Annotated in this window: 25 protein-coding genes and 1 tRNA gene; 18 read left to right on the top strand and 8 right to left on the bottom strand. The window is 61.1% G+C overall.

Going from position 1 to position 26,054, the window contains the following annotated elements:
• Window positions 1-279 precede the first annotated feature (279 nt).
• Window positions 280-2,238 (top strand): DEAD/DEAH box helicase, encoded by a 1,959-nt coding sequence (locus A6U86_RS25760; protein WP_068397014.1) that lies wholly within the window; start codon window positions 280-282, stop codon window positions 2,236-2,238.
• 17 nt (window positions 2,239-2,255) lie between these two features.
• Here the strand turns inward: A6U86_RS25760 and A6U86_RS25755 are convergent, their stop codons facing one another.
• Together A6U86_RS25755 and A6U86_RS25750 are read right to left on the bottom strand one after the other, a co-directional pair.
• The gene (locus A6U86_RS25755; RefSeq protein ID WP_068397011.1) at window positions 2,256-2,609 is read right to left on the bottom strand and encodes a hypothetical protein; all 354 of its coding nucleotides are present in this window, start codon (window positions 2,607-2,609) and stop codon (window positions 2,256-2,258) included.
• 207 nt (window positions 2,610-2,816) lie between these two features.
• Entirely contained in the window at window positions 2,817-3,713 is an 897-nt protein-coding gene (locus A6U86_RS25750; RefSeq protein ID WP_068397008.1) for a DMT family transporter, read from the bottom strand.
• 176 nt (window positions 3,714-3,889) lie between these two features.
• Between A6U86_RS25750 and A6U86_RS25745 the strand changes: the two genes are divergently transcribed.
• Complete coding sequence (locus A6U86_RS25745; RefSeq protein ID WP_068397005.1) at window positions 3,890-4,780, top strand: LysR family transcriptional regulator; 891 nt, start codon at window positions 3,890-3,892, stop codon at window positions 4,778-4,780.
• 118 nt (window positions 4,781-4,898) lie between these two features.
• Window positions 4,899-5,300 (top strand): GFA family protein, encoded by a 402-nt coding sequence (locus A6U86_RS25740; protein ID WP_068397890.1) that lies wholly within the window; start codon window positions 4,899-4,901, stop codon window positions 5,298-5,300.
• A 20-nt stretch (window positions 5,301-5,320) separates the two neighbouring features.
• Here the strand turns inward: A6U86_RS25740 and A6U86_RS25735 are convergent, their stop codons facing one another.
• Complete coding sequence (locus tag A6U86_RS25735) at window positions 5,321-8,968, bottom strand: ATP-binding protein (RefSeq protein WP_068397001.1); 3,648 nt, start codon at window positions 8,966-8,968, stop codon at window positions 5,321-5,323.
• Window positions 8,969-9,190: 222 nt separating this feature from the next.
• On the opposite strand from A6U86_RS25735, the gene A6U86_RS25730 reads away from it, so the two are divergent.
• Together A6U86_RS25730 and A6U86_RS25725 are read left to right on the top strand one after the other, a co-directional pair.
• Window positions 9,191-9,637, top strand: a complete 447-nt coding sequence (locus A6U86_RS25730) for a phasin (RefSeq protein ID WP_068396997.1) — start codon at window positions 9,191-9,193, stop codon at window positions 9,635-9,637.
• Window positions 9,638-9,859: 222 nt separating this feature from the next.
• Window positions 9,860-9,936, top strand: a tRNA-His gene (locus tag A6U86_RS25725).
• 52 nt (window positions 9,937-9,988) lie between these two features.
• Here A6U86_RS25725 and A6U86_RS35690 read toward each other — a convergent pair.
• Window positions 9,989-10,135 carry a hypothetical protein gene (locus A6U86_RS35690; RefSeq protein ID WP_169055369.1) on the bottom strand — a complete coding sequence of 49 codons (147 nt, stop codon included), beginning with the start codon at window positions 10,133-10,135 and terminating at the stop codon, window positions 9,989-9,991.
• A 157-nt stretch (window positions 10,136-10,292) separates the two neighbouring features.
• Here A6U86_RS35690 and A6U86_RS25720 point away from each other — a divergent pair, with 157 nt between their 5' ends.
• Window positions 10,293-10,538 carry a hypothetical protein gene (locus tag A6U86_RS25720; RefSeq protein WP_068396994.1) on the top strand — a complete coding sequence of 82 codons (246 nt, stop codon included), beginning with the start codon at window positions 10,293-10,295 and terminating at the stop codon, window positions 10,536-10,538.
• A 146-nt stretch (window positions 10,539-10,684) separates the two neighbouring features.
• Here the strand turns inward: A6U86_RS25720 and A6U86_RS25715 are convergent, their stop codons facing one another.
• A complete protein-coding gene (locus tag A6U86_RS25715; protein WP_068396991.1) occupies window positions 10,685-11,566 on the bottom strand; it encodes a LysR family transcriptional regulator in 882 nt (293 codons plus the stop codon).
• Between the two features lie 112 nt (window positions 11,567-11,678).
• Here A6U86_RS25715 and A6U86_RS25710 point away from each other — a divergent pair, with 112 nt between their 5' ends.
• From A6U86_RS25710 to A6U86_RS25670, 9 genes are all read left to right on the top strand, one after another.
• Window positions 11,679-13,175 carry a CoA-acylating methylmalonate-semialdehyde dehydrogenase gene (locus tag A6U86_RS25710; protein ID WP_068396989.1) on the top strand — a complete coding sequence of 499 codons (1,497 nt, stop codon included), beginning with the start codon at window positions 11,679-11,681 and terminating at the stop codon, window positions 13,173-13,175.
• Between the two features lie 143 nt (window positions 13,176-13,318).
• Window positions 13,319-13,666: a glyoxalase/bleomycin resistance/extradiol dioxygenase family protein gene (locus A6U86_RS25705; RefSeq protein WP_068396986.1), complete on the top strand. Its 348-nt coding sequence runs from the start codon at window positions 13,319-13,321 to the stop codon at window positions 13,664-13,666.
• 186 nt (window positions 13,667-13,852) lie between these two features.
• On the top strand, window positions 13,853-14,341 hold the full coding sequence (rirA, locus tag A6U86_RS25700) for an iron-responsive transcriptional regulator RirA (RefSeq protein ID WP_068396983.1): 489 nt from the start codon (window positions 13,853-13,855) through the stop codon (window positions 14,339-14,341).
• Window positions 14,342-14,683: 342 nt separating this feature from the next.
• Window positions 14,684-16,279, top strand: a complete 1,596-nt coding sequence (locus tag A6U86_RS25695) for an ABC transporter substrate-binding protein (RefSeq protein ID WP_068396980.1) — start codon at window positions 14,684-14,686, stop codon at window positions 16,277-16,279.
• An 88-nt stretch (window positions 16,280-16,367) separates the two neighbouring features.
• Complete coding sequence (locus A6U86_RS25690) at window positions 16,368-17,372, top strand: ABC transporter permease subunit (protein ID WP_068396977.1); 1,005 nt, start codon at window positions 16,368-16,370, stop codon at window positions 17,370-17,372.
• Window positions 17,373-17,381: 9 nt separating this feature from the next.
• Window positions 17,382-18,275, top strand: coding sequence for an ABC transporter permease subunit (locus tag A6U86_RS25685; RefSeq protein ID WP_068396974.1), 894 nt, complete (start codon window positions 17,382-17,384; stop codon window positions 18,273-18,275).
• Entirely contained in the window at window positions 18,275-19,291 is a 1,017-nt protein-coding gene (locus tag A6U86_RS25680) for an ABC transporter ATP-binding protein (RefSeq protein ID WP_068396972.1), read from the top strand. Before A6U86_RS25685 ends, A6U86_RS25680 begins: the two co-directional genes overlap by 1 nt.
• Window positions 19,288-20,241 carry a peptide ABC transporter ATP-binding protein gene (locus A6U86_RS25675; RefSeq protein ID WP_068396969.1) on the top strand — a complete coding sequence of 318 codons (954 nt, stop codon included), beginning with the start codon at window positions 19,288-19,290 and terminating at the stop codon, window positions 20,239-20,241. Before A6U86_RS25680 ends, A6U86_RS25675 begins: the two co-directional genes overlap by 4 nt.
• A 74-nt stretch (window positions 20,242-20,315) precedes the next feature.
• On the top strand, window positions 20,316-20,843 hold the full coding sequence (locus A6U86_RS25670; RefSeq protein ID WP_068396966.1) for a gluconokinase: 528 nt from the start codon (window positions 20,316-20,318) through the stop codon (window positions 20,841-20,843).
• An 8-nt stretch (window positions 20,844-20,851) separates the two neighbouring features.
• On the opposite strand, the gene A6U86_RS25665 is transcribed toward A6U86_RS25670, so the two are convergent.
• The 3 genes from A6U86_RS25665 to A6U86_RS25655 form a co-directional block, all read right to left on the bottom strand.
• Window positions 20,852-22,099, bottom strand: a complete 1,248-nt coding sequence (locus A6U86_RS25665) for an FAD-binding oxidoreductase (RefSeq protein WP_068396963.1) — start codon at window positions 22,097-22,099, stop codon at window positions 20,852-20,854.
• A gap of 118 nt (window positions 22,100-22,217) precedes the next feature.
• A complete protein-coding gene (locus tag A6U86_RS25660) occupies window positions 22,218-22,715 on the bottom strand; it encodes an isoprenylcysteine carboxyl methyltransferase family protein (protein ID WP_068397889.1) in 498 nt (165 codons plus the stop codon).
• The gene (locus A6U86_RS25655) at window positions 22,715-23,767 is read right to left on the bottom strand and encodes a type III polyketide synthase (RefSeq protein ID WP_068396960.1); all 1,053 of its coding nucleotides are present in this window, start codon (window positions 23,765-23,767) and stop codon (window positions 22,715-22,717) included. Before A6U86_RS25655 ends, A6U86_RS25660 begins: the two co-directional genes overlap by 1 nt.
• A gap of 198 nt (window positions 23,768-23,965) precedes the next feature.
• On the opposite strand from A6U86_RS25655, the gene A6U86_RS25650 reads away from it, so the two are divergent.
• Genes A6U86_RS25650 through A6U86_RS25640 form a run of 3 tightly spaced genes read left to right on the top strand, consistent with a single transcriptional unit; the run spans window position 23,966 to window position 26,008 of the window.
• Complete coding sequence (locus tag A6U86_RS25650) at window positions 23,966-24,508, top strand: tetratricopeptide repeat protein (RefSeq protein ID WP_068396957.1); 543 nt, start codon at window positions 23,966-23,968, stop codon at window positions 24,506-24,508.
• 59 nt (window positions 24,509-24,567) lie between these two features.
• Complete coding sequence (locus A6U86_RS25645) at window positions 24,568-25,212, top strand: RNA polymerase sigma factor (RefSeq protein ID WP_068396954.1); 645 nt, start codon at window positions 24,568-24,570, stop codon at window positions 25,210-25,212.
• Complete coding sequence (locus A6U86_RS25640) at window positions 25,205-26,008, top strand: anti-sigma factor (RefSeq protein WP_198929093.1); 804 nt, start codon at window positions 25,205-25,207, stop codon at window positions 26,006-26,008. The genes A6U86_RS25645 and A6U86_RS25640 overlap by 8 nt, the downstream gene beginning before the upstream one ends.
• The last annotated feature ends 46 nt before the right edge of the window (window positions 26,009-26,054 follow it).

Here is a 26,054-nt window from a genome sequence, read left to right as displayed (position 1 = left end):
AAAAGCCAACTTGAGACCGTTCGCATGAGCTAGAGCGGATTGGAGCCGGCTTCTGGCTCCGGAGACATGAAGTTCACCGACTCGAGCTTTCTTTAGGCAGCATCATTCTCAAAGGCAGCGTCGTTCGCTGCCTTTTTTTCGTTCTGTCGCGCACAAATACGCATGTGCTCTGTACATTAGCTTGCCGAGCAAGTATGTGCAGGCCTGAAGAAGAGGCCTGCGACGTGCGGGCCACGATGATCCGTGCCGTTTGGCGCGAAGAATTCCGAAAGACAAATTATGACCGAATTCGAAGGCATCGTTCCTGCGATTGCCCAGGCTTTGGCAAAGCGTGGTTATGAAACGCTGACGCCGGTGCAAAAGGCCATGCTCGATCCCGGCCTGGCCGGCAAGGATGCTCTCGTTTCAGCCCAGACAGGCTCGGGCAAGACGGTTGCCTTCGGTCTGGCGCTGGCGCCGACCCTGCTTGAAGGTGCGGAACGCTTTGGCCGCGCCGGCACGCCATTGGCTTTGGCTATCGCCCCCACCCGCGAACTGGCGCTACAGGTTCAGCGCGAGCTGGAATGGCTCTATGAACTGACGGGCGCGACAATCGTCTCCTGCGTTGGTGGCATGGACATGCGCACCGAGAAGCGGGCGCTGGAGCGTGGCGCGCACATTGTCGTCGGCACGCCGGGCCGCCTCTGCGACCATATTCGCCGCAACTCGCTGGATATTTCCGAACTGAAGGCTGTCGTGCTCGATGAGGCCGACGAAATGCTCGATCTCGGCTTCCGCGAGGATCTCGAATACATCCTCGAGACTTCGCCGGCCGACCGGCGGACGCTGATGTTCTCAGCGACCGTGCCGCGCACCATTGCCAAGCTTGCCGAAAATTACCAGCGCGATGCGGTCCGTATCGCCACGGCTTCGGAAACCAAGCAGCACGTCGATATCGACTATCGCGCCCTGACCGTTACGCCGAGCGACAGGGAGAATGCCATCATCAATGTCCTGCGCTACTACGAAGCGCAGAATGCCATCGTCTTCTGCTCGACCCGTGCAGCGGTCAACCATCTGACGGCACGCTTCAACAATCGCGGCTTCTCCGTCGTGGCTCTCTCGGGTGAGCTTAGCCAGAGCGAGCGTACGCATGCGCTGCAGGCCATGCGCGATGGCCGCGCCCGCGTCTGCATCGCCACCGACGTCGCCGCTCGCGGCATCGACCTGCCGGGCCTCGATCTGGTGGTTCATGCCGACATACCGACCAATCCGGAAACGCTGCTGCATCGTAGCGGCCGCACCGGCCGTGCCGGCCGCAAGGGCGTCAGCGCCCTGATCGTGCCGCTCAGCGCACGCCGCCGCACCGAACGCTTGCTGGAGGCCGCTCGCCTGCGCGCCACCTGGGCAAAGCCGCCGTCTGCGGATGAGGTCAATGAGCGCGACGACGAGCGTCTGCTCGCCGATCCGATTTTCGCCGAACCTCTGCGGGAAGAAGAAGAGTCGCTGGTAAAGCAGCTGCTGGAAAGCCACGGCGCAGAGCAGATCGCGGCCGCATTCCTGCGTCACTATCGGGCGCGTCACTCCGCGCCGGAAGAGCTGCAAGACGTGCCGGCCGAAGGCGAGCGCAAGAAACCTCGCCGTGACGATTTCCCGGTTACGCCTCGCGATGACGGCCCGGGTGCGGGACGCAATGATTTCACCGACGGCGTCTGGGTGTCGCTCTCGGTGGGGCGCAAGCAGAATGCCGAGCCGCGCTGGCTGATCCCCATGCTCTGCCGCAACGGCAATCTGACCAAGCGCGACATCGGCGCCATCAAGATGCAGCCGGAAGAAACCTTCGTCGAGTTCTCGCAGGAAGGCGCTGAGCGCTTCCTGGTCGCCATTGGCCCCGACAAGACGCTGGAACGCGGCATCCGCGTGAAGCCGCTCGACGGCGTACCGGATTTTTCGCAGGGCAGGCGGGAAGGGGCTTTCGAGAAAAAGAAGCCTTTCGCCGACCGAGGTCCCCGCCCGCAGGAGGGCGGCAAGCCGAAGTGGAAGTCCGATCGCAAGCCGGAACGGGCGCAGGCCGGCGAAGGTGGCGTTTCCGAGCGTTCCGACAAGAAGCCTTGGGTGAAGAAGGCCGGCAAGCCGAATTTCGCCAAGAACGACGGCGCTCCCCGGGGCGAAGGTGCTCCCAGGGGCGATGGCCCTCCCAAGAGCGGCAAGCCCAATTCCAGAGCCGCGCGCAAGGCTGCGAAGGTGCGCGGCGAATAACCGGGTCGCTTCCGCGATCAGTTCGAAGGGTCGTCAGGGTCTGATTTTGCAGCCCTGCCGACCCAATAATGGTCGGATATGTTCCGGCCATTTTCGATGATGCGGGCAGCGATATCGGGGTTTCCACCCATGAACGTTTCCGGATCGGCGCCGCACAACAGAAGGAAAAGCTTCTGGTGGGCGACGGCGGCAAAATAGTCATATGCCGGCGGCGTCAGCTCTGATCCAACGGAACTCAGCTCGTCGGCCGCCTGTTGGCGTGCCTTCTCGATCGCTGCATAAATCGTCGCCAACATCGCGTGTTCGGCTCTCCCCTGGATGTCGACATATTGTCTCTCGTCGGGAGAGAGAACGGGGCAGCTCTCGTTCATCACGTGTGTCTCCTACGTCGATGTTTCGTCCTTTGGATGCCGGCCAATGCCATACGATTGCGTCCGCTTTAGGCCGTTCGCGAAGGAGGCCGCAGGGAACTTCGCCTTGGAACATTTTCGCTTTTCTTCGAATCGCGAAAACGCTCTATCTCCTTGTTTGTACGCATTCCGGACGGAAAACCGCTGCGCACTTTTCCTGGACATGCTTTAGCTGCGCGAGGTCAGCCATACCCCGACCAGCGTCACCGCCAGCCCCGCGAACATCGCCATCGTCAGCGGTTCTGAAAACAGGGCCCAGGCCCAGAGCATGGTCACCGGCGGGCTCAGATAGATGGCGGCGCTCACCTGCGCCACCGGGAAAAGACGCAGGCTGGCATAATAGACCGAATAGGCGACAAAGGTTGCGATCAGAACCAGCCAGACAATGCCGATGGCGAAGCCGGATGTCAGCGGCGGGGCAAGACTGCCCTGCATCATGGCGCAGGCGCCGAACAGCACCGAAGCCGTGAGGGTATGGATGCACAGGCTCTGGTGAACGGGCATGTGCCCGGTGCGCTGCCGCTTGTGCAGGACCGAGGCGAATGCAAAGACGAGCATGGAGCCGACCGTCACGCCATAGGCCCAGATGGGAGCCGCGCCAAAACTGAGACTATCCACCGAGACGATCAGCACGCCCGCCACAGCAATCGCCGTTCCCAGCCATTGGCGTCGGCTCAACCGTTCTCCGAGAACAGGTTGGGAAAGGGCAGCAATTGCAAGCGGAAGCAGATCGGAGATCAGCGCCACCAGTCCCGTCGGCACGCGTTGTTCGATCGCCAGTGCGAAGCCGCCGAGATAGAGGAAGACCGACATCACGCCGAACAGCATCTGCTGCCCTATCGCTCGCATTCGCATCCGCGGCCCGATCGCCAGGGCGAAAGGCAGCAGGATCAGACCCGAAAGAAGCGTACGCCAGAATAGGACCAGCATGACGCTTGCCTCCTGGCTGGCATAGCGAATGCCGATGAAGCCGGAGCTCCAGCTGATAATCAGAAGCCCGGCCAGCAACGGCCAAAGGAAACGGCGTTCACCCGGCGCTGGCCGGGATAGGTATTGGTCTGTCATCGGGCTCCCGATCGAATATGCTGCACCATCAAGCCATAGGGGAGCGCCGGCTCGATGGCATATGACAAATATCGATCATGTCATGACAACTCAGTCTCATAGATCATAAATATTTGCTAGAAATAGCCGCAACATGGCATTCTGCCTGTCAAACCATCATCGAGGCCAAGTTTGCCATGACCGAATTGACGAGCCGCCGTTTGGAAATCGATGCTCTGCGCGCCTTGTGGGCAATCCGTCATCACGGCGGCATCACCCGCGCCGCTGAAGCCCTGGGACTGTCGCAATCGGCCGTCAGCCACAAGATCAAGCGGCTTGAGACGAGCCTTGATTGCGATCTCTTGAGCCGCAAGCCTGGAGCGTCAATGTTCACCGCGGCAGGGGAGGATCTGCTCGATTATGCCGGGCGCATCCTCGGACTGCATGACGAGGCACTGTTGAGCCTGTCGAAGACTTCGCTTGCCGGCCGCGTTGCACTCGGTCTGACCGAGGATACGACCTGCACCGATCTTGCCCGCATATTGGGGCGTTTTCGCCGCCTGCATCCAAATGTCTCCGTGCGCACCAAGGTTCGCATGAGCCTGGTTCTGCGAGGTATGCTGGACAAGGGAGAACTCGACGCCGCCATCATCCAGGTTTTCGCCCATGAGGTCCGCCCGACGGATGTCGTTCTCTTTCGCGAGCAGCTTCACTGGGTCAAGCACCCTGAGCTGACCTTAGCTCCGGACGGCCCGATACCGTTCCTGTCCTTCGACGATGAATGCTTCTATCGCCGCTGGGCGCTCGATATCGGGCAGGATGACGGCGTTGTCCTCGAAACCGTGTTCGAATGCACCAGTTCGGCCGGAATTATCGCGGCGGTCAGCGCTGGCCTGGGCGTGGCGCTTCTGAGCGGCCGTCACCTGCTGCCCGACATGGAGGTCATCAGCCATGGCCTGCCGGCGCCGCCCGCCCTGGCCTATGTGGTGCGCCGCGGCCGCAAGGTGAGAAACCCCGCGCTGGATACGCTCATTGCCGAGATTGAGAGCGAAATTAGCCGTTACGGTGGTCTGGCTCTGGCGGGCTGAGCTGATGGATGTCAGGCGAGAACGGGTTCGATCCCCTGTAAGAGAGCGCCATTTGCAGACACTCAGCGACTGAGGCAGAATGTCACCTCCGCCAGACGGTGAAGGGAGCGCGCAACTCATGCTGATCGGTTCATGTCATTGCGGCAAGACAGGCTGGACGCTTGAAGGCGATCCGGGTTCGATTACGGCCTGCAACTGCACGCTCTGCCGGCGCTACGGTGCGCTATGGGCCTATGATTTCGAGGGAGAGCGTGTCGCGGTCACCGGGGAGACGGCCGCTTATAGCCGCGCCGAGGGAAAACAACCGTCCCTCGAAATATTGTTCTGCCCATCCTGCGCCAATGTATTGAGCTGGCGCGGCCTGCGGCTTGAGAAAGATGGCCGACGGCGCATGGCCGTCAATCTTCGTTTAGCGCCGCCGGATCTCGTTGACGATCTGCCGATCGATCATTTCGATGGGCTGGACACATTCGAAGATCTCCCGTCCAAGGGGCGGTGCGTGCGCGATCTCTGGTTCTGATAGCTGGCTGACGATCTCTCTCAGTTCGCCAGCACCCTCGGCGAAGGGAAGGTGACTTCCACCAGCGTACCCTCGTTGGGTGAGGAGTTGATCGAGAAGGTGGCGCGGTTGGCGTCGACCATGGCCTTGGTCAGCGGCAGGCCAAGGCCGGTGCCGTCGCCGCGTTTGCGCGCATTGGTCGCCACCTGCCGGAAGGGCTTCATCGCCTGTTCGAGTTCCGAGCGGGTCATGCCGACGCCGGTATCCCTGATGCGTAAGACTACGCTGCCATTGCCCTCATAGGACGTCGATACAACGATCTGGCCGCCAGACGGCGTGAAGCGGATGGCATTCGAGAGGATGTTCAGCGCGATCTGCTTGATCGAACGCAGATCGGCCACGACATTTGGCACGGCCTGCGAAAGCGCGGTGCGGATGATCACGCGCTGGCTGTTGGCCTGCGGCTGCACCAGCGATACCGCCTCGGTGATCGCCTCGTTGAGGCCGACCGATGCGAACTCCAGATCCATCTCGCCGGCTTCGATCTTGGAGATATCCAGCAGGTCGTTGACGATGTCGAGCACATGCCGGCCCGAGCGGCCGATATCGGTCGCGTATTCGATGTAGCGCGAATGGCCGATGGGGCCGAAACGTTCGCCGGCCATCATGTCGGAAAAGCCGATGATGGCGTTGAGCGGCGTGCGGATCTCGTGGCTGACGCGGGCGAGGAAATCGGTCTTGTGGGCATTGGCGGTTTCGGCGGCACGCTTGGCGTTGCGCAGCTCTTCTTCGGTCCGCTTCCACTGCGTGATGTCGCGGATGACTGCACAGTAGCCGTTGGAGGAGTTGAGCTGGCCCATGGTCATGAACAGCGGCAGGAAGCCGCCGGATGCCTCGCGGCCGATCACTTCGCGGCCATCGTTGAGCACACTGGCAACGCCGTGGCCGGAAAGACCGCCGAGATAATCCAGCACCGCCTTCTGGCTTTCATGGGCAAACAGCATGACGAAGGGCTTGCCGCGGATTTCCTGGTCGTCATAGTTGAAGAGCGCGCTTGCCGAGCGGTTCATCGAACGGATCTCGCCGTCCTGGCCAACGATAATGACGCCATCGGTCGCGGTTTCCAGCGTCGAGCGCAGTTCCTCGATCTCCACCTGCAGCTTGGCGACCTTCTCGAGAATGCGTTCGGGGCGGGCTTCTTCCGATACCGGCTCCGGCGGTGCGGGTTGCGCGGCCTTTTCCACTGGCATCAACGCCAGCATCAAGGCGGTGCCGTCTTCCCAGCGGATCGATTGCAGCCGTGCGGTCACCGGCACCAGCGCATCATCGGCGCGCACGACCATCATCGTGCCCGGCTGTTCGGTCTTGCCTTCCAGGTCGTTGCGCTGCAGCAGCGCATCGAGCCCACCTACCTGTTCGAGACCCTCCAGATTCTCATAGCCGGTCAGCCGCAGGAATTCCGGGTTGCCGTGGATCAACCGGTCGCCGGCATGAACGAGGACGGCGAGCGGCAGCTGGTCGACGATATCGACTGACAGGCCGGTGCGCATCTTGACGCGCGGCGGGATGGCTGTGCTCAGGGCATCGAGCGGATCGAAATCCTCTTCCGGCTCGCTGGATGTGACCAATGTCTCAGGCTGAGGAGTGTGGTCGACCGTCACTGCCGTTTCGATAGGCTCGGCCACTTCCTCTGTCGAGGAAGCCTCGGTCAGCGACGCCGTGCTTTCATGGTCGGCCTCGACATTGTCGTTGTCGTTTCCGATCGCCGTTTCAGGCGTCTCGGAAAAGAGCTCATCGGCTGCATTTGCCTGCGGTACAATATCGGCATTCTCTGCGGCCGGCTCGACCGGGGGCTGTTCGACAGGCGGCTCGGTGCGCTTGCCGAAGGGCTCGAGCTGCCGGGCAATTTCGCGGAAGGCGGCCTGCTCGCTCAGCGAAAGGCCTGCCTGCGTCAACGTCCGATGTTCGTGCAGGCGGATGATCTTGTCCGTTTCCCGGCGGTTCGGCGTCTCGGCGATATTAAGGGCTGGCGGTTCGTAATTGGGCGCGCCAACATCCTCCGCGGCCTCGTGCGCCGTGCCTTCGGCCTCTTCGATCGCGGCGGGGTCTTCCAGCTCCGCCGCCGGCGGCTCGTTTGAGGTTGCTTCCGTCTCTGCGGGTTGATCGGCAACTTCTGGCGCAGTGGCCTGCTGGTTGCCTTCGAGATCCAGCGACATGCCGCGCTTCGCCGGATCCTCGATGACATCCGCCAGGCGAACGACGCCGAAGCCTCTGAAGCCATCGAATTCGCGGCTGCGTGTATAGGTCGGCAGAGCCGCCAGATCGACCGGCACCATCAGGCTGGTGCCTTCGACCGGCCAATAGATCGTGCGACCCGACCAGGTGTCGCGCCTTGCCAGAAGTTCGGCGATCTTGCCATCCGGATCGAGATTGAAGCGCGCGGCGATATCGGCAAAGGCGCTACCGGCTATTTTTGCCGCATGCGGTCCCACAGCATCCGCAAATTCGCGCGAAACCTCGCTGAAACGACCGGCAGCATCGATCTTCCAGACGAAACGGGTTGCACGGCCATTGCGCTTGAAGGCAAAGCCTTCGACGGAGCTGTCTTCGGCGCTGGTTGCTTCGGGCTGAGCCGGCTCGGGGTTTTCGGCGGTCTGGCTGTCTGCGACGTGATCTTCGCGATGGTCAGGCGCTTCCAGGTGCTGTTCGTCGGCTTGAGCCGCAGCCTCGATATCGGCTTGGCTTGCTCCATCCATCACGGCGAGCGCATGGATATCTTCCGCTGTCTCCTCGGCAGCTGGAGCCACCTCGGGCTGCTCGTCTGGCTGATATTCCGGTGTCTCGTCCAATTCCTCGATGCCGGCAACCGCGTCGATGACGTCGCCGAAGGGCGCTGCCAGTACGGGCTTTGCTGTTTCTTCGGCTGCCGCTGCCTCGAGTTCGGCGCGGGCCTCTTCAGCCTGTGGTTCAACCGCGGCAACGCCCGCCGCACTGGCCGGGCTTTCCGTCGGATCGAGATGGCCGAGCACGGTCTCGACAACGAAGAGCAGATGCAATGCAGGTATTTCCGCCAGCTTGCCGATGGCGGCCGGCAGATAGCCGCGCCCGGTCGGGATCGGCCGCTTGATCAGGCGATCCGGCTGCGCGCCGGCCATGGTCGTCAGCATCCGCGCCGTCTGCGGCGTTATGCCGAGTGTCGCAAAGCGGGTGGAGGCGGAGATGACTTCGCCATCGCGGCCGATGACTGCCATGTGGGTATCGGGGTCATCGAAGCCGTCGATCATGCGCCGGGCGCATTCGGCCGGCGCCATCGGCTTGGCCGAGACCGGCGATGAGAACAGGATCGCCTCTTCGCCCGCCTGGATGCGGATGAGCTCGACCGCCGCATTGACCACTGCGCGCTGGAAGCCGGAGGCCATGCGGATGAGGAAGGTGCGCTGGTCGCCAACGGCGCCAAGTCCGCGTGCCGTCGCCTCGATCTGGCGGAACGACACATCGCCCGGCTTTGGCCCCTGGTCGAGGAAATCGTAAATGACATCAAAGCCGAAGAGGTTGGCGCCGGCGCCGTTCGCCCACAGCACGCGATCCATCCCGGTCGAGAACATGACCATGGCTTCGCCACGAGCGAAGCGCTCCCGCACCCGCGGATGCACGGCAATGTCAATGAACGGATATTGAACTGCGGGCATATTCCAACCTGTTTTGCGGGCGTGACCGCCTCTCGTGTTTTAACGGTTTATTAATAACCGTGCCCTGCTTTCGGGTCCAGCGAAGGGCCCATCTTTCGGCCGGAAAGGTTAACGCGTTGTGCGCTGCAAAATTATGTTGCACTGCACAATATTTTATATTATATAAGCCTCACACAGGTTCACGAAGGGCGCCTCGAAGAGGGCCCATATAGGAGCGTAATCATGGCTACTGTAAAGAAAGACGACGTTTTTTCAACGGCTGCATTCGATCCGTCCAAGCTCTCTGAATCCTTCCGCGACTTCGCGGAAAAGGGCGCTGTCCAGTCCAAGGAAGCCTTCGCCAAGTTGAAGACCGCCACTGAAGAAGCTGGCAAGACGGTTGAAGCAACCGTACAGACCGCCCAGGCTGGTTCCGTCGAGATCGGCCTCAAGGCCATCGACGTTCTGCGCACCAATGCCGAAAGCTCGCTGGCGCACATGGAAGCCCTGCTTCGCGTCAAGTCCGTTGCCGAACTCTTTGAACTTCAGACCGCTTTCATCCGCAAGCAGGCAGAAGTCACCGTAGAGCAGGCCAAGTCCATTCAGGAAACCACCAAGAAGGTTGCTGAAAAGCTGGCAAAGCCGGCCAAGGACGCCGCTGAAAAGGCAATGTCCTCCTTCAAGGCCTAATTTTAACGGTCAGCCTCCCAAGGCTTATATGTCCCGCTCCCAGGTGAAAGACCCGGAGGCGGGACTTTTCTTTTGGCAGGCCAGACGCGCTTTGCCCGATGAATGTCAGAGCGCATCATTGTCTGGATATCTTTGAAGCTTTTTCACATTGCGGGGAGATAGGACTTGAAATAGTTTTAAAGTCCTCGTATGTCACCCCCGTTCGCGGCGACGCGAGCATGTGCGGTTGTAGCTCAGTTGGTTAGAGCGCAGGTTTGTGGCACCTGAGGTCGGAGGTTCGAGACCCCCCAACCGTACCATTTCTTCCCGAAGCCTATTGAAAACAGTATGCGCGCCACCGGCGAGCGTCGGCTATTTCTTGTCTTCCGGCTTCTTGGCCACGCGTCCGGGCGATATCGGATCGCTTGCCGGAAAAGTCTCTTCCAGAGCTTCTTCGAGATAGTCGTCCTGTTCCTTGCGCTGCTTTTCGTCGAGTTTCGGCTGCTTCTTATCGCTCATGATCCTGGCTCCCTGATCCCTGCCTGAAATACTAGGCTCCCGCTGCCCTTTGTCCAGCTCCGGGGCTGACAGCTCGTCGCAGGCGGCATTTATATTGGAACTGTGCGTGCTTCCCATCGTTCTCTCGGTATCAGCAACGAGACGAAAGGATCAGGCCATGTCCGTACCCAACGAGCCTATTCCAGAGTCGCCTCCGATGCCGGAGCCCGGCTGGACGCCGAAGCCGCCAATCGAGGAGCCGGAACCGGACAGGTTGCCGGACGAGGTTCCCGTTCCCAACCCGGATGAAAATGACGAGCCGCCGAAACATGCAGCCGCTTACCGTCTCATCACCCGCCCTCGTGGTTCGAGGCTTCGCCCCTTCGACAAGCTCGGGGTCTCCGCACCTCACCATGAGGGCTAATCTTCAGCGCCCCATCCGGACTCCAACAAGCATTTCCCTTCGGGGCGCAGCAGTCTTTCCGCCCTCATGGTGAGGTGCTTTGATGCCGGAGCACTAGCGAAGGCGCAAAGCCTCGAACCACGAGGGTCGGCCCCGGACGAGCAACCTCACAAAAACATCCGCCGTTCTTCGCTGACCAGCTCCTGCAGGAAATCGGCGACCGTGCGCACCCGCACGAGATCGCGGGCGCTTTCGTGGTAGGTGGTCCAGTAGGCGCGCTTGATCGATATATCGGGCAGGATGCGGGTCAGTTCCGGAAATTGCCTTGCGACATAATCGTGCAGGATGCCGATGCCGGCGCCGGAGCGAACGGCTTCCGTCTGGCCGATGGCGGTGGAAATTTCGAAGGATGCATCCCAGCTGCGCATGATCTCGCCGGAGAAATTCAGCGAGGCGGTAAAGATCAGGTCTTCGACATAGCCGACGCGGGGATGCAGCTTCAGCGCCTCGACGCTATCAGGCAATCCGGCCTGTTCCAGATAGGCTTTCGAGGCATAGAGGCCGAGCGTGTAGTCTGTCAGCTTGGATGAGACGAGCCGGCCTTGCTCGGGGCGCTCCAGCGTGATGGCGATATCCGCTTCGCGCTGCGACAGGGAAAAGGAGCGGGGGACCGGCACGAGCTGGATACGCAGCTCGGGATAACGGGCGATCAGCCGGCCGAGGCGGGGGGCGAGGAAGGAAACGCCGAAACCATCAGGCGCGCCGATGCGCACCGTGCCGGTAATGGCGGTATCAAGATGGCCAATGCTTGCCTGGGCGCGCAGCATTTCGGTTTCCATGCGCTCGGCGGCATGCAGGAAAATTTCGCCCTCTGCTGTCAGGTCGCAGCCATTGGTGCGGCGCACGAGCAGCCGCGTCTTCAGCCGCTCCTCAAGCGTCGTCACGCGGCGGGAAAGCGTGGCATGGTTGACGCCGAGCCGCTTGGATGCGGCCAGAATCTGCCCCGTGCGAGCCACGGCGAGAAACATGCGGACGTCGTCCCAATCCATTTGCACATCCGGGGCTTTAATTTTTGCACAACGGTTGCTTATAACAGCTCATTGATTTGTGCAAATTGAAGTGCGATCCTGCACCCATCCAAGAAAACGAGGAGGCACACCCATGCATCAGATCGGTCATTTCATCGGCGGCAAGCACGTCGCCGGCACCAGCGGTCGCACCAGCAACGTCTACAATCCGGCAACCGGCGAAGTGCAGGCGACCGTCTCGCTCGCCAGCGTCGAGGAACTCCGCGCCGCCGTCGAAAATGCCAAGGCAGCGCAGCCCAAATGGGCCGCCACCAATCCGCAGCGCCGCGCTCGCGTCTTCTTCAAGTTCGTCGAGCTCCTCAACCAGAACATGGATGAACTCGCGACCCTGCTTTCCAAGGAGCATGGCAAGACGGTCGAAGATTCCAAGGGCGACCTCATTCGCGGCCTGGAAGTCTGCGAATTCGTTTGCGGCATTCCGCATCTCGCCAAGGGTGAGTTCACCGAAGGCGCCGGCCCGGCAATCGACATGTATTCCATCCGCCAGGCAGTCGGCGTCGGCGCCGGCATCACGCCGTTCAATTTCCCGGCCATGATCCCGATGTGGATGTTTGCGCCTGCGATCGCCTGCGGCAACGCCTTCATCCTGAAGCCGTCCGAGCGTGACCCTTCCGTGCCGCTCCGCCTTGCCGAGCTGATGATTGAAGCCGGTCTTCCGGCCGGCATCCTCAATGTCGTCAACGGCGACAAGACCGCCGTCGATGCCATCCTGACCGATCCTGATATCGCTGCCGTTTCCTTCGTCGGCTCCACGCCGATCGCCCGCTACGTCTATGGCACGGCTGCCATGAACGGCAAGCGCGCTCAGTGCTTCGGCGGCGCCAAGAACCACATGATCATCATGCCGGATGCCGATATGGACCAGGCTGTCAACGCCCTGATGGGCGCCGGCTACGGCTCGGCCGGCGAGCGTTGCATGGCGGTCTCCGTTGCCGTGCCTGTTGGCGAGGATACCGCCAACCGTCTCGTCGAGAAGCTGGTGCCGAAGATCGAATCCCTGCGCATCGGCCCCTATACCGACGACAAGGCCGATCTCGGCCCGCTCGTCACCAAGGATGCCTACAACCGCGTTACCGGCCTGATCGACCGTGGCGTCGAGGAAGGCGCCAAGCTCGTCGTCGACGGCCGCGGCTTCAAGCTGCAGGGCTATGAAGACGGCTACTTCGTCGGCGGCACGCTGTTCGACCACGTCACCCCGAGCATGGATATCTACAAGACCGAGATCTTCGGACCGGTTCTGTCGGTCGTGCGTGCCAAGAACTATGAAGAAGCACTCGAACTGCCGATGAAGCACGAATATGGCAACGGCGTCGCCATCTATACCCGCGACGGCGATGCCGCCCGCGACTTCGCCTCGCGCATCAACATCGGCATGATCGGTGTCAACGTTCCGATCCCGGTTCCGCTCGCCTATCACTCCTTCGGCGGCTGGAAGGCTTCCAGCTTCGGCGATCTCAACCAGCACGGCACGGATTCGATCAAGTTCTGGACGCGCACCAAGACGATCACCGCCCGCTGGCCGTCCGGCATCAAGGACGGTGCCGAATTCGTCATGCCGACGATGAAATAAGCGTCGCGATTTTAGACTGGCATCGACCGCCGCCCGACAGATTTGCGGGCGGCGGTTTTTATTGGAGCGGTTTTCGGTAGAGTGATCTTGTCTGCATCCTTGTTTTGCATTAGAACAAAACGAGAACAATGGGAGGGCTGTTGATGTCCGCGACCTATCAGATCGACTATCTCGAATTTCCGTCGAAAGACGGCCTCAAGACCCGGCGCTTCTTCGAGGAAGCCTTTGACTGGAGCTTCGTCAGCTATGGACCGACCTACCACGTGATCGAAGCCGCAGGCATAGATGCCGGCATTGACGGCAATGCGGGGGAGGCGGCCGGTGCGCCCTTGCCCGTGGTCCGCACCACCGATCTGGAAGCCGCCCAGCGCGCGGTCGAGTTTGCCGGCGGTGTCATAACCCGCCCCGCGTTTGATTTTCCCGGGGGCCGGCGCTTTCATTTCCGAGAACCGGGTGGCTGTGAAATGGCGGTCTGGATTGCCGTGCCTTGAGCACTTCAGCCTTGGCGCCGCCGCTCCTCCATTGTGAGCGGTGCAGGCCGGCGGTGCGCAATGAGCGTGTGGCCGAGGTTTTCGAAAATACGTGAATATTAATTTCATATTTTGGAATTGTTCAAAACTAAGAAAGCCACTATATACCATCCGACCCCTAAGCAGCCTCGATTCCAGGAGATCGGCATGCGCTTGACGAAACAGACCAATTACGCGGTGCGCATGTTGATGTATTGCGCTGCCAATGACGGCCATCTGAGCCGCATCCCGGAGATCGCGAAGGCATATGGCGTCTCCGAGCTCTTCCTGTTCAAGATCCTGCAGCCGCTGACAAAGGCCGGCCTCGTCGAAACCGTGCGTGGCCGCAACGGCGGCGTTCGCCTCGGCAGGGCCGCGACCGCGATCAGCCTCTTCGACGTTGTTCGCGTGACGGAAGACAGCTTTGCCATGGCGGAATGCTTCGAGGACGGCGTCGTGGAATGCCCGCTGGTCGATAGCTGCGGCCTCAATTCGGCGCTGCGTAAGGCCTTGAATGCGTTCTTCGATGTTCTGACCGAATATTCCATCGACGATCTCGTCAAGGCGCGCCCGCAGATCAACTTCCTGCTCGGCCTGACGGATGTGGATCACCGGGTGATCGCCAAGAAGCCGTCGATCACTGCACCCGCGGCCTGATCGGCCACGTTCAATCGTTTGATGTTTTCCATCCGTGGTTGCCGCCGGCAGCCGCGGATTTTTGTTTTTATTGCCTCGCATCCGGGCAGTGGATGATGAACGGATCGCGATGGGAAAGCGTCAAATCATCCTGAATCTGATAAAATCACGCAAAATTTCGGCAGAATATTACCAATCCAGAGGTTTTTTCGTCCGAAAATTTCCAAACTCTACGATTTGGAAAAAATTTAGGCGGCGCTTGTTGCTTTCAAACTTAAAATAAAGTTCCATCGGCGCGATCCGAATGGGAACCTCTGGGGTGTCCACGGTTTCAAAAGAATAACAAATCTGGGAAACGATATCATGAAAAAGATTTCTGCCCTGCTGGCAGTGACAGCCCTGGCTTCGGTCATGGCAACGTCCGCCTGGTCGAAAACACTTGTTTATTGCTCGGAAAGCTCGCCGGAAGGCTTCGACCCGGGCCTGTACACCGGAGGCAATACTTTCGATGCCTCTTCGCGTACCGTTTACAGCCGCCTCGTCGAATTCAAGCACGGCAGCACCGAGATCGAGCCTGGCCTCGCCGAAAGCTGGACCGTTTCCCCCGACGGCAAGGAATACACCTTCAAGCTGCGCAAGGGCGTGAAGTTCCAGACCACCGACTTCTTTACGCCGACGCGTGATCTCAACGCCGATGACGTGATCTTCTCCATCACCCGTCAGCTGGGCACGGACAATCCGTGGGCAAAGTATGTTGCCGGCGGCTCTTATGAATATGCCGATGGCATGGGCTTCCCGAAGCTCATCAAGTCGATCGACAAGGTTGACGACCTCACGGTCAAGTTCGTCCTGAACCGTCCGGAAGCTCCGTTCCTCGCCGACCTCGCGATGGACTTCGCTTCTGTGCTGTCGAAGGAATATGCCGACAAGCTGCAGGCCGATGGCAAGATGGAGCAGATGAACCAGCAGCCGCTGGGCACTGGCGCATTCACCTTCGTCGCCTATCAGCCGGATGCCGTCATTCGCTACAAGGCAAACGAAACCTACTTCAAGGGCAAGGAAAAGATCGACGATCTCGTCTTTGCGATCACGCCGGATGCATCCGTTCGCGCGCAGAAGCTGAAGTCCGGCGAATGCAATATCATGCCGTACCCGAACGCAGCTGACATCAAGGACCTCAAGGCCGACAAGAACCTCAAGGTTCTCGAGCAGGCCGGTCTGAACGTTTCCTACCTCGCCTACAACACGCTGGTTGCACCGTTCGACAAGGCTGAAGTCCGTCGCGCCATCAACATGGCCGTCAACAAGCAGGCCATCGTCGACGCCGTCTTCCAGGGTTCGGCAACGGTTGCCATCAACCCGATCCCGCCGACCATGTGGTCCTACAACAAGGAAGTGAAGGACGACGCCTACAAGCCGGAAGAGGCCAAGAAGCTGCTTGAAAAGGCTGGCGTAAAGGATCTCAGCATGAAGATCTGGGCGATGCCGGTTTCGCGTCCTTACATGCTGAATGCTCGTCGCGCTGCCGAGCTGATGCAGGCAGACCTGGCCAAGATCGGCGTCAAGGTCGAGATTGTCACCTATGACTGGGCTCAGTACCTGAAGCTCTCCGCCGCGAAGGACCGCGATGGTGCGGCGATCCTCGGCTGGACCGGCGACAACGGCGACCCGGACAATTTCCTTGACACCCTGCTCGGCTGCGATGCCGTCGGCGGCAACAACCGTGCTCAGTGGTGCAACAAGGAATTCGACGATCTGGTGAAGAAGGCCAAGCAGACGGCTGACATCAAGGAGCGCACCAAGCTCTACGAACAGGCCCAGGTCGTCTTCAAGCGCGAAGCACCGTGGATGACCATCGACCATTCGGAAGAGTTCATCCCGATGACGAAGAATGTCTCCGGCTACCATCAGGATCCGGTCGGCGTTCATCGCTTCGACGGCGTCGATATCGCCGAATAACGAAAAATCTGTGAGAATGCCCGGCTAGGCCGGGCGACCCGGCGGTCAGGCACATTGTCTGGCCGCCGGAAAAATTTGGACAACTGTCATGTTGCGATTCCTTTTCAGCCGCCTTGCGGTCTTGATCCCGACATTCCTCGGCGTATCGATTGTCGCCTTTTCGCTCATTCGCCTGCTTCCCGGCGATCCGGTCATGCTGCTATCCGGCGAACGTGTGATGTCGCCGGAACGGCATGCGCAGATCTCGCATGATCTTGGCTACGACCAGCCGATTGTCGTCCAGTACGGCAGATATCTCTGGAACGTCCTGCACGGCGATTTCGGCGCCTCGATCACCACCAAGCGTGACGTGCTGACCGACTTCTTCACCTTCTTTCCAGCAACGCTGGAGCTGTCGATCTGCGCCATGATCCTGGCTGCCTGTCTTGGTATCCCGGCCGGTGTCTTCGCCGCCGTCAAGCGAGGCACATGGTTTGACCAGAGCGTCATGGGCGTGGCCCTCGTCGGCTTTTCCATGCCGATCTTCTGGTGGGGCTTGCTGCTGATCATCTTTTTCAGCGGCTATCTGCACTGGACGCCGGTTTCCGGCCGCATCGGTCTCATCTATTTCTTCAAGCCGATCACCGGCTTCATGCTGATCGACAGCCTGCTCTCCGGTCAGAAGGGTGCTTTCTGGTCCGCGTTCAGTTCGCTGATCCTGCCGACTATCGTTCTCGGCACCATTCCGCTAGCCGTCATCGCCCGCCAGACGCGCTCGGCGATGCTGGAAGTGCTTGGCGAGGATTACGTCCGCACCGCCCGTTCCAAGGGCCTGTCGCCACTGCGCGTCGTGTCGGTGCATGCGCTGCGCAACGCCATGATCCCCGTCATCACCACGATCGGCCTGCAGACGGGTGTGCTGCTTGGCGGCGCCATCCTGACGGAGAGCATCTTCTCCTGGCCGGGCATCGGCAAATGGATGATCGATGCCGTCACCAAGCGCGATTATCCGGTGGTGCAGGGTGGCCTGTTGCTGATTGCCGGCATTGTTATGTCCGTCAATCTCGCTGTCGACCTGCTCTACGGCTTCATCAATCCACGCATTCGTCATTAGGAGCGGCCCATGAGCACGGTTAGCGTCAAATCCGACCGCCCCTCCGCTCTTGCGGAGTTCTGGTACTATTTCTCTCGTAACAAAGGCGCTGTCATCGGTCTCGCGATCTTCGTCTTCGTTCTGTTGCTGGCGATCTTCGCCAGCGTCGTCTCACCTCATAATCCTGACACCGCCTATGGCAGCACAATGCAGCGCTTGCCGCCGGTCTGGGCGGAAGGCGGCAACAGCAGCTTCCTGCTCGGCACGGATGCCATTGGCCGCGATCTGCTGTCACGCCTCATCTACGGCACGCGGTATTCGCTGTTCATCGGCCTCGTGGTCGCTTCGGTTTCCGCTGCGGCTGGCGTCCTGATCGGCCTTGTCGCCGGCTATGTTCGTGGCTACACGGACACGATCATCATGCGCGTCATGGACATTATTCTCGCCGTTCCATCGCTGCTGCTCGCTCTGGTGCTGGTGGCGATCCTCGGGGCTGGCCTGACGAATGCGATGATCGCCATCGCCATCACCTACCAGCCGCATTTCGTTCGCCTGACCCGCGCCTCGGTCATGGCCGAGCGTGACAAGGAATACGTTATTGCCTCGCGCGTCGCCGGCGCTGGTTCGCTGCGGCTGATGTTCAAGACGATCCTGCCCAACTGTCTTGGGCCGCTGATCGTGCAGGTGACGCTCTCCTTCTCGTCCGCTATTCTCGATGCGGCAGCACTCGGCTTCCTCGGCCAGGGTGCCCAACCGCCGACGGCGGAATGGGGCACGATGCTCGCGGATTCGCGCGAATTCTTCCTGAGCAACCCTTGGCTTGTCACTTTTCCCGGTCTCTGCATCCTCATCACGGTTCTCGCCATCAATCTGATGGGCGACGGCCTGCGCGATGCCTTCGACCCGAAGCTGAAGAGGTCGTAATGGCACTTCTCGATATTGAAAATCTCACCGTGGAATTCCAGACCTCATCCGGCCTGTTCCGGGCGGTAGACGGTGTCTCGCTCCAGTGCGACAAGGGCGAAATTCTGTCGATCGTCGGTGAGTCTGGCTCCGGCAAATCGGTCTCCATGCTTGCCATGATGGGGCTTCTGCCCTGGACGGCGAAGATCACAGCCGACCGCATGATGTTTGATGGCAAGGACCTGCGCGGGATCTCCTCGCGCCAGCGCCGCAAGATCATCGGCAAGGACATGGCGATGATCTTCCAGGAGCCGATGTCGAGCCTCAATCCGTGCTTCACGGTCGGCTTCCAGCTCGGCGAAACCCTGCGCATCCACATGGGGCTCGATCGAAAGGCGCGTCGCGAGCGCTCCATCGAGCTTTTGAAGCTTGTCGGCATTCCGGCGCCGGAAGATCGACTGTCGAACTTCCCGCACCAGATGTCGGGCGGCATGAGCCAGCGCGTCATGATCGCCATGGCGCTTGCCTGCAATCCGAAGCTGTTGATCGCCGACGAGCCGACCACCGCGCTCGACGTGACCATTCAGGCACAGATCCTCGATCTGCTTGTCCGCCTGCAGCAGGAACAGGGCATGGCGCTGGTGCTCATCACCCACGACATGGGCGTCGTTGCCGAAACGGCAGAGCGCGTGCAGGTGCAATATGCCGGTCAGAAGGTCGAGGAGCAGCCGGTCAAGGCTCTGTTCCGCGACCCGCATCATCCCTATACGGCAGCACTTCTTTCGGCATTGCCGGAGCGTGCCGTGGTCGGTGAACGCCTGCCATCCATCGCCGGTGTCGTCCCCGGTCAGCATGATCGCCCGACGGGCTGCCTCTTCGCACCACGCTGTTCCTTCGCCACGCCGGAATGCGACAAGGGCGTCACGCGCCAGGATGTCGCTCTGGGCAGAACACTTTGCAACTATCCGCTGGAACACGGCAAGCCGCTCGGCCATCCCGGCATTGCCGCCACGCAAGCAGCAGGAGGTGCCGCATGACCGGCGCTGTTCTCGAAGGGCGCGATCTCGCCCGTTTCTACACCGTCAAGCGCGGCAGCTTCAAACCGGAGGCGACCGTCAAGGCGCTGAACGGCGTCAGCTTCAGCCTTCAGTCGGGCCGCACGCTCGCTGTCGTCGGTGAATCCGGCTGTGGCAAGTCTACGCTTGCCCGCCTGGTGACGATGATCGAACATCCCACGGCCGGCGAACTGCTGATCGATGGCAAGCCGGCAAAGCTTGGCGACCGCAGCCTGCGCAGCGCCGTGCAGATCGTCTTCCAGAACCCCTATGGCTCGCTCAATCCGCGCCAGAAGGTAGGCTCCATCCTTGAGGAGCCATTGAAGATCAACACCGATGACGATGCCGCCACCCGTCGCAGCAAGGCTGAGGCGATGATGGCACGCGTAGGCTTGCGTCCGGAACATTACGACCGCTACCCGCATATGTTCTCCGGTGGCCAGCGCCAGCGCATCGCCATTGCCCGCGCGCTCATGCTGCGGCCGAAGGTGCTTGTGCTCGATGAGCCGGTTTCCGCGCTCGACCTGTCGATCCAGGCGCAGGTGCTGAACCTGTTGATGGACCTGCAGAAAGAGATGGGCCTTGCCTATCTCTTCATCTCGCATGGCCTGTCGGTGGTCCGCCACATCGCTGACGATGTCATGGTGATGTATCTCGGGCGCCCGGTCGAGACCGGCACGGCCGAAGAGGTCTTCACGCGGCCACGCCATCCCTATACCGCGGCACTCCTGTCGGCGACGCCGATTGCCGATCCGGATCGCGAGAAGAACCGCATCCGTCTGCAGGGCGAGCTGCCATCGCCGCTCAACCCGCCGAAAGGATGCCACTTCAACCCGCGCTGCTGGCGTGCTCAGGAGCAATGTCGGCAGGTCGAGCCGGAATTGACGGGCGAGGGAACGCATAAATTTTCCTGTTTCTTTCCGCTGGATTGATCCAAGTTGCGAATCGGGCGTGTCTGGCCAGACCGGCCGCGCCCGATTGAATCCATTCGTTCCGGACGGTCTCCATGCGCAACAATCAAGACACTCCACTTGCCCTCATCGTCATGGGCGTGAGCGGCAGCGGTAAAACCTCGATCGGTGAGGGCGTGGCGGCCCGGCTCGGCGTGCACTTCATCGAAGGTGACGCGCTGCATCCTGCTGCCAATGTCGAGAAGATGAGCAAGGGCATTCCGCTAACCGACGAGGATCGCTGGCCGTGGCTCGAAAAGATCGGCCAGGAGATCGCCGCGAGCCTTTCCAAGGGTGAGGGGATCGCCGTTTCCTGCTCTGCGCTCAAGCGCACTTATCGCGAGCGCCTGCGGGCGGCTGCCGGCGGCCATCTCTATTTCGTCTATCTCGATGGCTCCAAGGAACTGCTGACCAAGCGCATGGGCGAGCGCAAGGGCCATTTCATGCCGGCTTCGCTATTGGAAAGCCAATTGCAGACGCTGGAAGTGCCGACCGGCGAGCCGGGCGTCGTCACCATCGATATCGACGATACGATCGACGGCATTGTCGACGCCTCCATCAAGGCTCTCGCGGCAATTCGCTAGGCTCGCGTTCAGGGCGCGAACCGGTCAGGCGCATAGGCCGAAATATCGATGAAGGGTTTCTCGCCAGTGATGAGTTCGGCGAGCACGCGGCCGGTCACGGGACCGAGCGTCAGGCCGTGATGCGCATGGCCGAAGGCGAACCATAGTCCGTCATGGCGCGGCGCCTTGCCGATGATCGGCATCATGTCGGGGGTGCAGGGGCGGGCGCCCATCCAGGGCTCCGGGTCGAGCCGTTCACCAAGCGGGAAAACACTACGAGCAACAGCCTCGGCGCGGTCAAGCTGCACCGGTGTCTTCGGCGCGTCGCGCCGCGCGAATTCGGCCCCGGTCGTCAGTCGTATGCCGCGGCTCATCGGCGCCAGCAGATAGCCGCGTTCGGCATCCAGCGTCCAGTTGTTGAGGACGGCATTGCCTTCTGCGGCATAGTGCATGTGATAGCCGCGCTTCACGCCGAGCGGAAAGGCATAGCCGAAGCGCTTCGTCACCAGATCGGCCCAGGGACCGAGCGCCACGACGACATCTTCCGCTTCGATCGAGCCTTCCGCCGTCACCATTCTCCAGGCAGATCCGGCCCGCCCGAGCGAGACGGCATCCCCTGTGGTCACGCGGCCGCCGATGCTTTCGAAATAACGGCGATAGGCCGATGTCAGCCCATGCGGATCGAGCACCGACCAGGGATCGCGCCAGCGCAAGGCACCGGCAAAGGCGCCTCTCAGATGTGGCTCCGCCGCCGCTAGCTCCGCGCTGGTCAAGGCGTCGTAGCCAATGCCGAATTCGTGATTGAGCCTTTCGGCCTCGGCAAACTCCGCGTCGCGCTTTTCGTTTGTGCGGAACACCTCCACCCAGCCGTTCTTGCGGATCAGCTCCTCGGCGTGCGAGGCCTCGATGAGGTCATGGTGCTCGCTGACCGAATGTTCGATCAAGGGCGCATAGGCACGCGAGATCATCTCATGACGCTTAGTGTTGGAATTCCACCAATAGCGGGCGAGGAAAGCAATCTGCGAAGGCAGGGCGCGCAGATGATAATGCGCGTCGACGCGGTTGTTGAAGGCGTAGCGCAGCAGCAGGCCGAATTGCTGCGGAAAGCCATAGGGCACCACGCCCTCCCGCTGGATGAGGCCGGCATTGCCGAAGGACGTTTCCCGGCCCGGCTCCTTCCTGTCGACGAGGACGACCTGGCGCCCCCGCTGCTGCAGATGGATTGCCGTCGATACGCCGACGATGCCGGCGCCGAGAACGATTGCGTCCTTTGTCATTTTACCCTGCTACCCGCATGCTCATTGCCTTGCCGCACGGCCCTCTTTTCTTGCCGGGGCCGTGAACTAAGCATCGAAAATGCCTGCCAAATTTCAGCGGCGCAAATGAAAAATGCGGTCAGGTCGCACTCTGTTTCAGGCAGGCGTTTTCGGCGCGGATGCGGACGGCGAGAATGATGCCGTTGAGCACGGAAAAGATCGCAGCGTAAAGCGGCATACCGAAGGCGAGCGGCAGCACGGCGATCTCGCCGACGACGATCGCATAATTGGGATGACTGAGGAAACGATAGGGTCCTTTCCTCACAAGAGGCGCTCCGGGCAATATGATGATGCGCGTCGTCCAGCGTTCCCCAAGCGTTGCCAATACCCAGAGACGCAATCCCTGCAGCAGCATGAACAGGCCGAACCAGACGGGATCGACCGGCCGGCCGATGGCGAGCAGCCATAGGCCGATCAGCCAGGCGGCATGCATCGCCACCATGAAAGGATAGTGCGCGCCCGCATATTCCCGTGCGCCGCGGGCAAGGAGCGCGGCGGTATTGCGCCTGGCATAGACCAGTTCGGCGAGCCGCTGCAGCGTCACGAAACTCAGAAGCGCTATCGATGGCCAGAGCATCATGCGACCCTCCTCAGGGTAATGCAGCTCGCCGTGAACCCCGGCCCCATGGCAAGCAATGCCGAGCGCGGCGGCAATCCGGCGGCGATCGCCCGCTCCAGCACGAACAGCACCGTCGGCGACGACATGTTGCCGTAATCGCCGATCACGTCGCGTTCGATATCGAGCAAGCCGGGCTCAAGACCAAGCGCACTCTCCAGCGCCGCAAGCACCTTGGCGCCGCCGGGATGGCAGATGAAACGATCGATGTCGGAAAGCAAAAGCCCGGCGCGATCGAGAATGCCCGCGATGGCGGCTCTCAGATGCGTCTCGGCAAAGACCGGCAGGGATTGCTCGAGGATGATGCCGAAGCCCGTGTCGTCGATTTTCCAGCCCATGATGCCCAGGCTGTCGGGGAAGAGATGTTCGCCCGTCGATTCGATCTCGGCGATGCCGCCGTCTCCCGCTCTCAGGATGCATGCCGCCGCTCCATCGCCGAACAGGGCCGTGGCGATGATGTTGGGCCTTGTCAACTCATCCAGGCGGAAGGCCAGCGAGCAAAGCTCGATCGCGACGAAGAGAACCACGGCACCCGGCCGGCTCTTCGCCATCTTCGAGGCAATGGCAAGACCTGAGACACCAGCCGCGCAGCCGAGCCCGAAGATCGGCACCCGCTCGATATCGCAGCGAAAGCCCATCTCGCCGGCGAGCCTCGCTTCAAGGCTGGGTGTCGCAACGCCGGTCGAAGACGCCGTGACGATGCAATCCACCTGATGAGCCTCAAGGCCGGCGCGTTTGAGCGCCCTTGTCGCGGTCTGCCGGAAGAGATTGGATGCGACTTCGGTATAGGCGCTCATGCGGTCTTGCCAGCCATGCGGCTGTTCGAACCAGGAAAGCGGCCGTGCCGCGTGACGCTTGCGGATGCCGGCGCTGTCGAACACGCGGGCCAGATATTTGAAGTCGCGAAAACGCTCGGAAAACAATCGGCCGGCCGTCTCCGCGGCGTCCGATTGGAGGATGATGTTATCGGGGGTGGCGACGGCAAGGCTTAGAAGTTTGACGGTATCGATCACGGGTTTCTCCTGCGGCCCTTGGAGGGCATGCGGGGTGAAACACGCGACGATCGAGATCTATTCGATGCCGGAGCGGTCACGAAAGAGTGACGGTCGCGGGGGGTCGGCACGCGGAAAAATATTCTCCGGCAATCCGAATAAAACTGGCAGGCGGTGTGTTCTCTCTTCGCAACGTCCATTTTGCCAAGGAGACATTCTATGAAGACCACCGCATTCCGCCTTGCTTCCATCGCCCTCGGCGCAGGTCTTGCCCTCAGCGCGTTCGCTATTCCGGTCTTTGCAGCCGGCGACGATTCGAGCACGACGCCGACCTGCAAGAAGGGCGAGATCTACGACCAGAAGTCCAAGAAATGCGTCAAGCAGCAGGGCTCCAACATCACCGACGAAAACCGTGCCGACTATGCCTATTCGCTGGCCAAGAAGGATCATCGCTATCAGGAAGCCTTGGCGGTTCTCGATACGATGCAGAACCCCAATACGGCCGAGGCGCTGAACTATCGCGGCTATGCCACCCGCAAGCTCGGCCGCACGGATGAGGGTATTTCCTACTATACGAAGTCCGTCGCCATGGACCCGAAATACTCGCTGGTGCGCGAATATCTCGGTGAAGCCTATGTCATCAAGGGTCAGATGGATCTCGCCAAAGATCAGCTGAACACGATCAAGGCGCTTTGCGGCAACACGACGTGCGAGGAATACCGTGACCTCCACGCTGCGATCCTGAACCCGTCGAGCCTTTGAGGCCGGGGTTGGTTCACCGCTGACGACAAGCAGGGAGCTTTGCGAGGGATATGGGAACCATGCCGGTCGCTCGTAGCGCGATTTCTGCTTATAGTCCGAGAGTATCGGAGTCGCCGAAAAGGTCGGCGGCTCCCCGAAATGCTGATGTCGCGGAGGATGCCATAGCGAGCGAAGAGGATATCAGGGCAGGCCTGTCCCAACATCTGACGCGGCTGTGGCGCTATGGCGTCGTGCTGTCGCGCCAGCGCGATGTGGCCGATGATCTCGTTCAGGCGACCTGTGTCAGGGCGCTGGAGCGAGCAGCTCAGTTTACAGCGGGCACGCGGCTGGATCGCTGGCTGTTTGCGATCCTGCATTCGATCTGGCTGAACGAGGTCCGCTCGCGCAAGGTGCGGATGGGACAAGGCTTCGTCGATGCCGACGAGACGCTGGTCTTCGACGGTGCGCGCGAGACCGAGACGCATATTCTCGCCGGCCAGGTGTTGCAGCAGGTGCAGGCGCTGCCGGAAGCGCAGCGCACCGTGGTGTTTCTCGCCTATGTCGAAGGGCTTTCCTATCGCGAGGTGGCGGAAGTTCTGGATGTGCCGATCGGCACTGTCATGAGCCGGCTGGCGGCGGCGCGGGCAAAGCTTGCGGAAGGCATGGGGGTGACGGCGGACGGACGGTCTGCCGGAAGCGGACGACTGGGGAACGAAAATGACTGAATTGGACAAAGGACAGATACCCTCGGACGAGCTGCTCACCGCCTTCATCGATGGCGAGCTGAACGCGGTCGACCGCGAAAGGATAGAACGACTGATCGCCGGCGACGAGCGCGCGGCGGAGCGTTTCGATTTCCTGTCACGCAGTGCCCTGCCGTTCGGCGAGGCGTTCGCGCCGATGCTTGCCGAGGCGCCTGCTGCGAAACTGGATGCCATGCTCGCGGCTATTCCCGCCGCTGGCGAACAGAAGGTTGGCGCCGCCGGTATCGGCCGTCGCAGTTTCCTTGCGGCTGTTGCCGCGAGTTTCGTGGCCGCCATTGCCGTCGACCGCGCGGTCACGGCCATTGGCCATCGCCTCGCCAAGCCGGATGAGGATAGCGAATGGCGTGCCGTGGTCGCCGAATATCTCTCGCTCTATACGACGGATACGCTGAGCGCGCCGGCCGGGGACCGGACGCAGCAGATAGCGCAGCTGAACCAGGTCGGTTCCAAGCTCGGCCTGTCGCTGGCGCCGGAAACGGTCGCCATACCCGGTGTCGAATTCAAGCGCGCCCAGATCCTGAACTATGACAGCAAGCCGCTTGCACAGATCGCTTATCTCGATCCCGAGAGCGGTCCCATGGCGCTTTGCATCGTCCAATCCGCAAAGGGCACGGCCGCGCCGGACATGGAAAGTCGCCGCGGCATGAATGTCGTCTACTGGTCGAGCGCCACCCATGCCTTCATGCTGATCGGCCACGCGCCGATCGACCGTATGCAGCAACTTGCAGCCGATGTGCGTGCGCATCCGATCGCCTGACGGCTGTTTCGGGTGCGCCTAAAATGGCGCTTTTCAAAAAGAATTT

It is taken from the genome of Rhizobium sp. AC27/96 (assembly GCF_001692325.1).
In the GTDB taxonomy this organism is placed as follows: domain Bacteria; phylum Pseudomonadota; class Alphaproteobacteria; order Rhizobiales; family Rhizobiaceae; genus Rhizobium.
The sequence above is the reverse complement of the archived record's forward strand: the minus strand, read 5'-3'. Positions and strand labels throughout refer to the sequence as shown.

Excerpts from the sequence above, each read along its gene's own strand:
- A6U86_RS25760 (WP_068397014.1), top strand. The coding sequence starts at position 280 with ATGACCGAATTCGAAGGCATCGTTCCTGCGATTGCCCAGGCTTTGGCA.
- A6U86_RS25755 (WP_068397011.1), bottom strand. The coding sequence starts at position 2,609 with ATGAACGAGAGCTGCCCCGTTCTCTCTCCCGACGAGAGACAATATGTC.
- A6U86_RS25750 (WP_068397008.1), bottom strand. The coding sequence starts at position 3,713 with ATGACAGACCAATACCTATCCCGGCCAGCGCCGGGTGAACGCCGTTTC.
- A6U86_RS25745 (WP_068397005.1), top strand. The coding sequence starts at position 3,890 with ATGACCGAATTGACGAGCCGCCGTTTGGAAATCGATGCTCTGCGCGCC.
- A6U86_RS25740 (WP_068397890.1), top strand. The coding sequence starts at position 4,899 with ATGCTGATCGGTTCATGTCATTGCGGCAAGACAGGCTGGACGCTTGAA.
- A6U86_RS25735 (WP_068397001.1), bottom strand. The coding sequence starts at position 8,968 with ATGCCCGCAGTTCAATATCCGTTCATTGACATTGCCGTGCATCCGCGG.
- A6U86_RS25730 (WP_068396997.1), top strand. The coding sequence starts at position 9,191 with ATGGCTACTGTAAAGAAAGACGACGTTTTTTCAACGGCTGCATTCGAT.
- A6U86_RS35690 (WP_169055369.1), bottom strand. The coding sequence starts at position 10,135 with ATGAGCGATAAGAAGCAGCCGAAACTCGACGAAAAGCAGCGCAAGGAA.
- A6U86_RS25720 (WP_068396994.1), top strand. The coding sequence starts at position 10,293 with ATGTCCGTACCCAACGAGCCTATTCCAGAGTCGCCTCCGATGCCGGAG.
- A6U86_RS25715 (WP_068396991.1), bottom strand. The coding sequence starts at position 11,566 with ATGGATTGGGACGACGTCCGCATGTTTCTCGCCGTGGCTCGCACGGGG.
- A6U86_RS25710 (WP_068396989.1), top strand. The coding sequence starts at position 11,679 with ATGCATCAGATCGGTCATTTCATCGGCGGCAAGCACGTCGCCGGCACC.
- A6U86_RS25705 (WP_068396986.1), top strand. The coding sequence starts at position 13,319 with ATGTCCGCGACCTATCAGATCGACTATCTCGAATTTCCGTCGAAAGAC.
- rirA (WP_068396983.1), top strand. The coding sequence starts at position 13,853 with ATGCGCTTGACGAAACAGACCAATTACGCGGTGCGCATGTTGATGTAT.
- A6U86_RS25695 (WP_068396980.1), top strand. The coding sequence starts at position 14,684 with ATGAAAAAGATTTCTGCCCTGCTGGCAGTGACAGCCCTGGCTTCGGTC.
- A6U86_RS25690 (WP_068396977.1), top strand. The coding sequence starts at position 16,368 with ATGTTGCGATTCCTTTTCAGCCGCCTTGCGGTCTTGATCCCGACATTC.
- A6U86_RS25685 (WP_068396974.1), top strand. The coding sequence starts at position 17,382 with ATGAGCACGGTTAGCGTCAAATCCGACCGCCCCTCCGCTCTTGCGGAG.
- A6U86_RS25680 (WP_068396972.1), top strand. The coding sequence starts at position 18,275 with ATGGCACTTCTCGATATTGAAAATCTCACCGTGGAATTCCAGACCTCA.
- A6U86_RS25675 (WP_068396969.1), top strand. The coding sequence starts at position 19,288 with ATGACCGGCGCTGTTCTCGAAGGGCGCGATCTCGCCCGTTTCTACACC.
- A6U86_RS25670 (WP_068396966.1), top strand. The coding sequence starts at position 20,316 with ATGCGCAACAATCAAGACACTCCACTTGCCCTCATCGTCATGGGCGTG.
- A6U86_RS25665 (WP_068396963.1), bottom strand. The coding sequence starts at position 22,099 with ATGACAAAGGACGCAATCGTTCTCGGCGCCGGCATCGTCGGCGTATCG.
- A6U86_RS25660 (WP_068397889.1), bottom strand. The coding sequence starts at position 22,715 with ATGCTCTGGCCATCGATAGCGCTTCTGAGTTTCGTGACGCTGCAGCGG.
- A6U86_RS25650 (WP_068396957.1), top strand. The coding sequence starts at position 23,966 with ATGAAGACCACCGCATTCCGCCTTGCTTCCATCGCCCTCGGCGCAGGT.
- A6U86_RS25645 (WP_068396954.1), top strand. The coding sequence starts at position 24,568 with ATGCCGGTCGCTCGTAGCGCGATTTCTGCTTATAGTCCGAGAGTATCG.
- A6U86_RS25640 (WP_198929093.1), top strand. The coding sequence starts at position 25,205 with ATGACTGAATTGGACAAAGGACAGATACCCTCGGACGAGCTGCTCACC.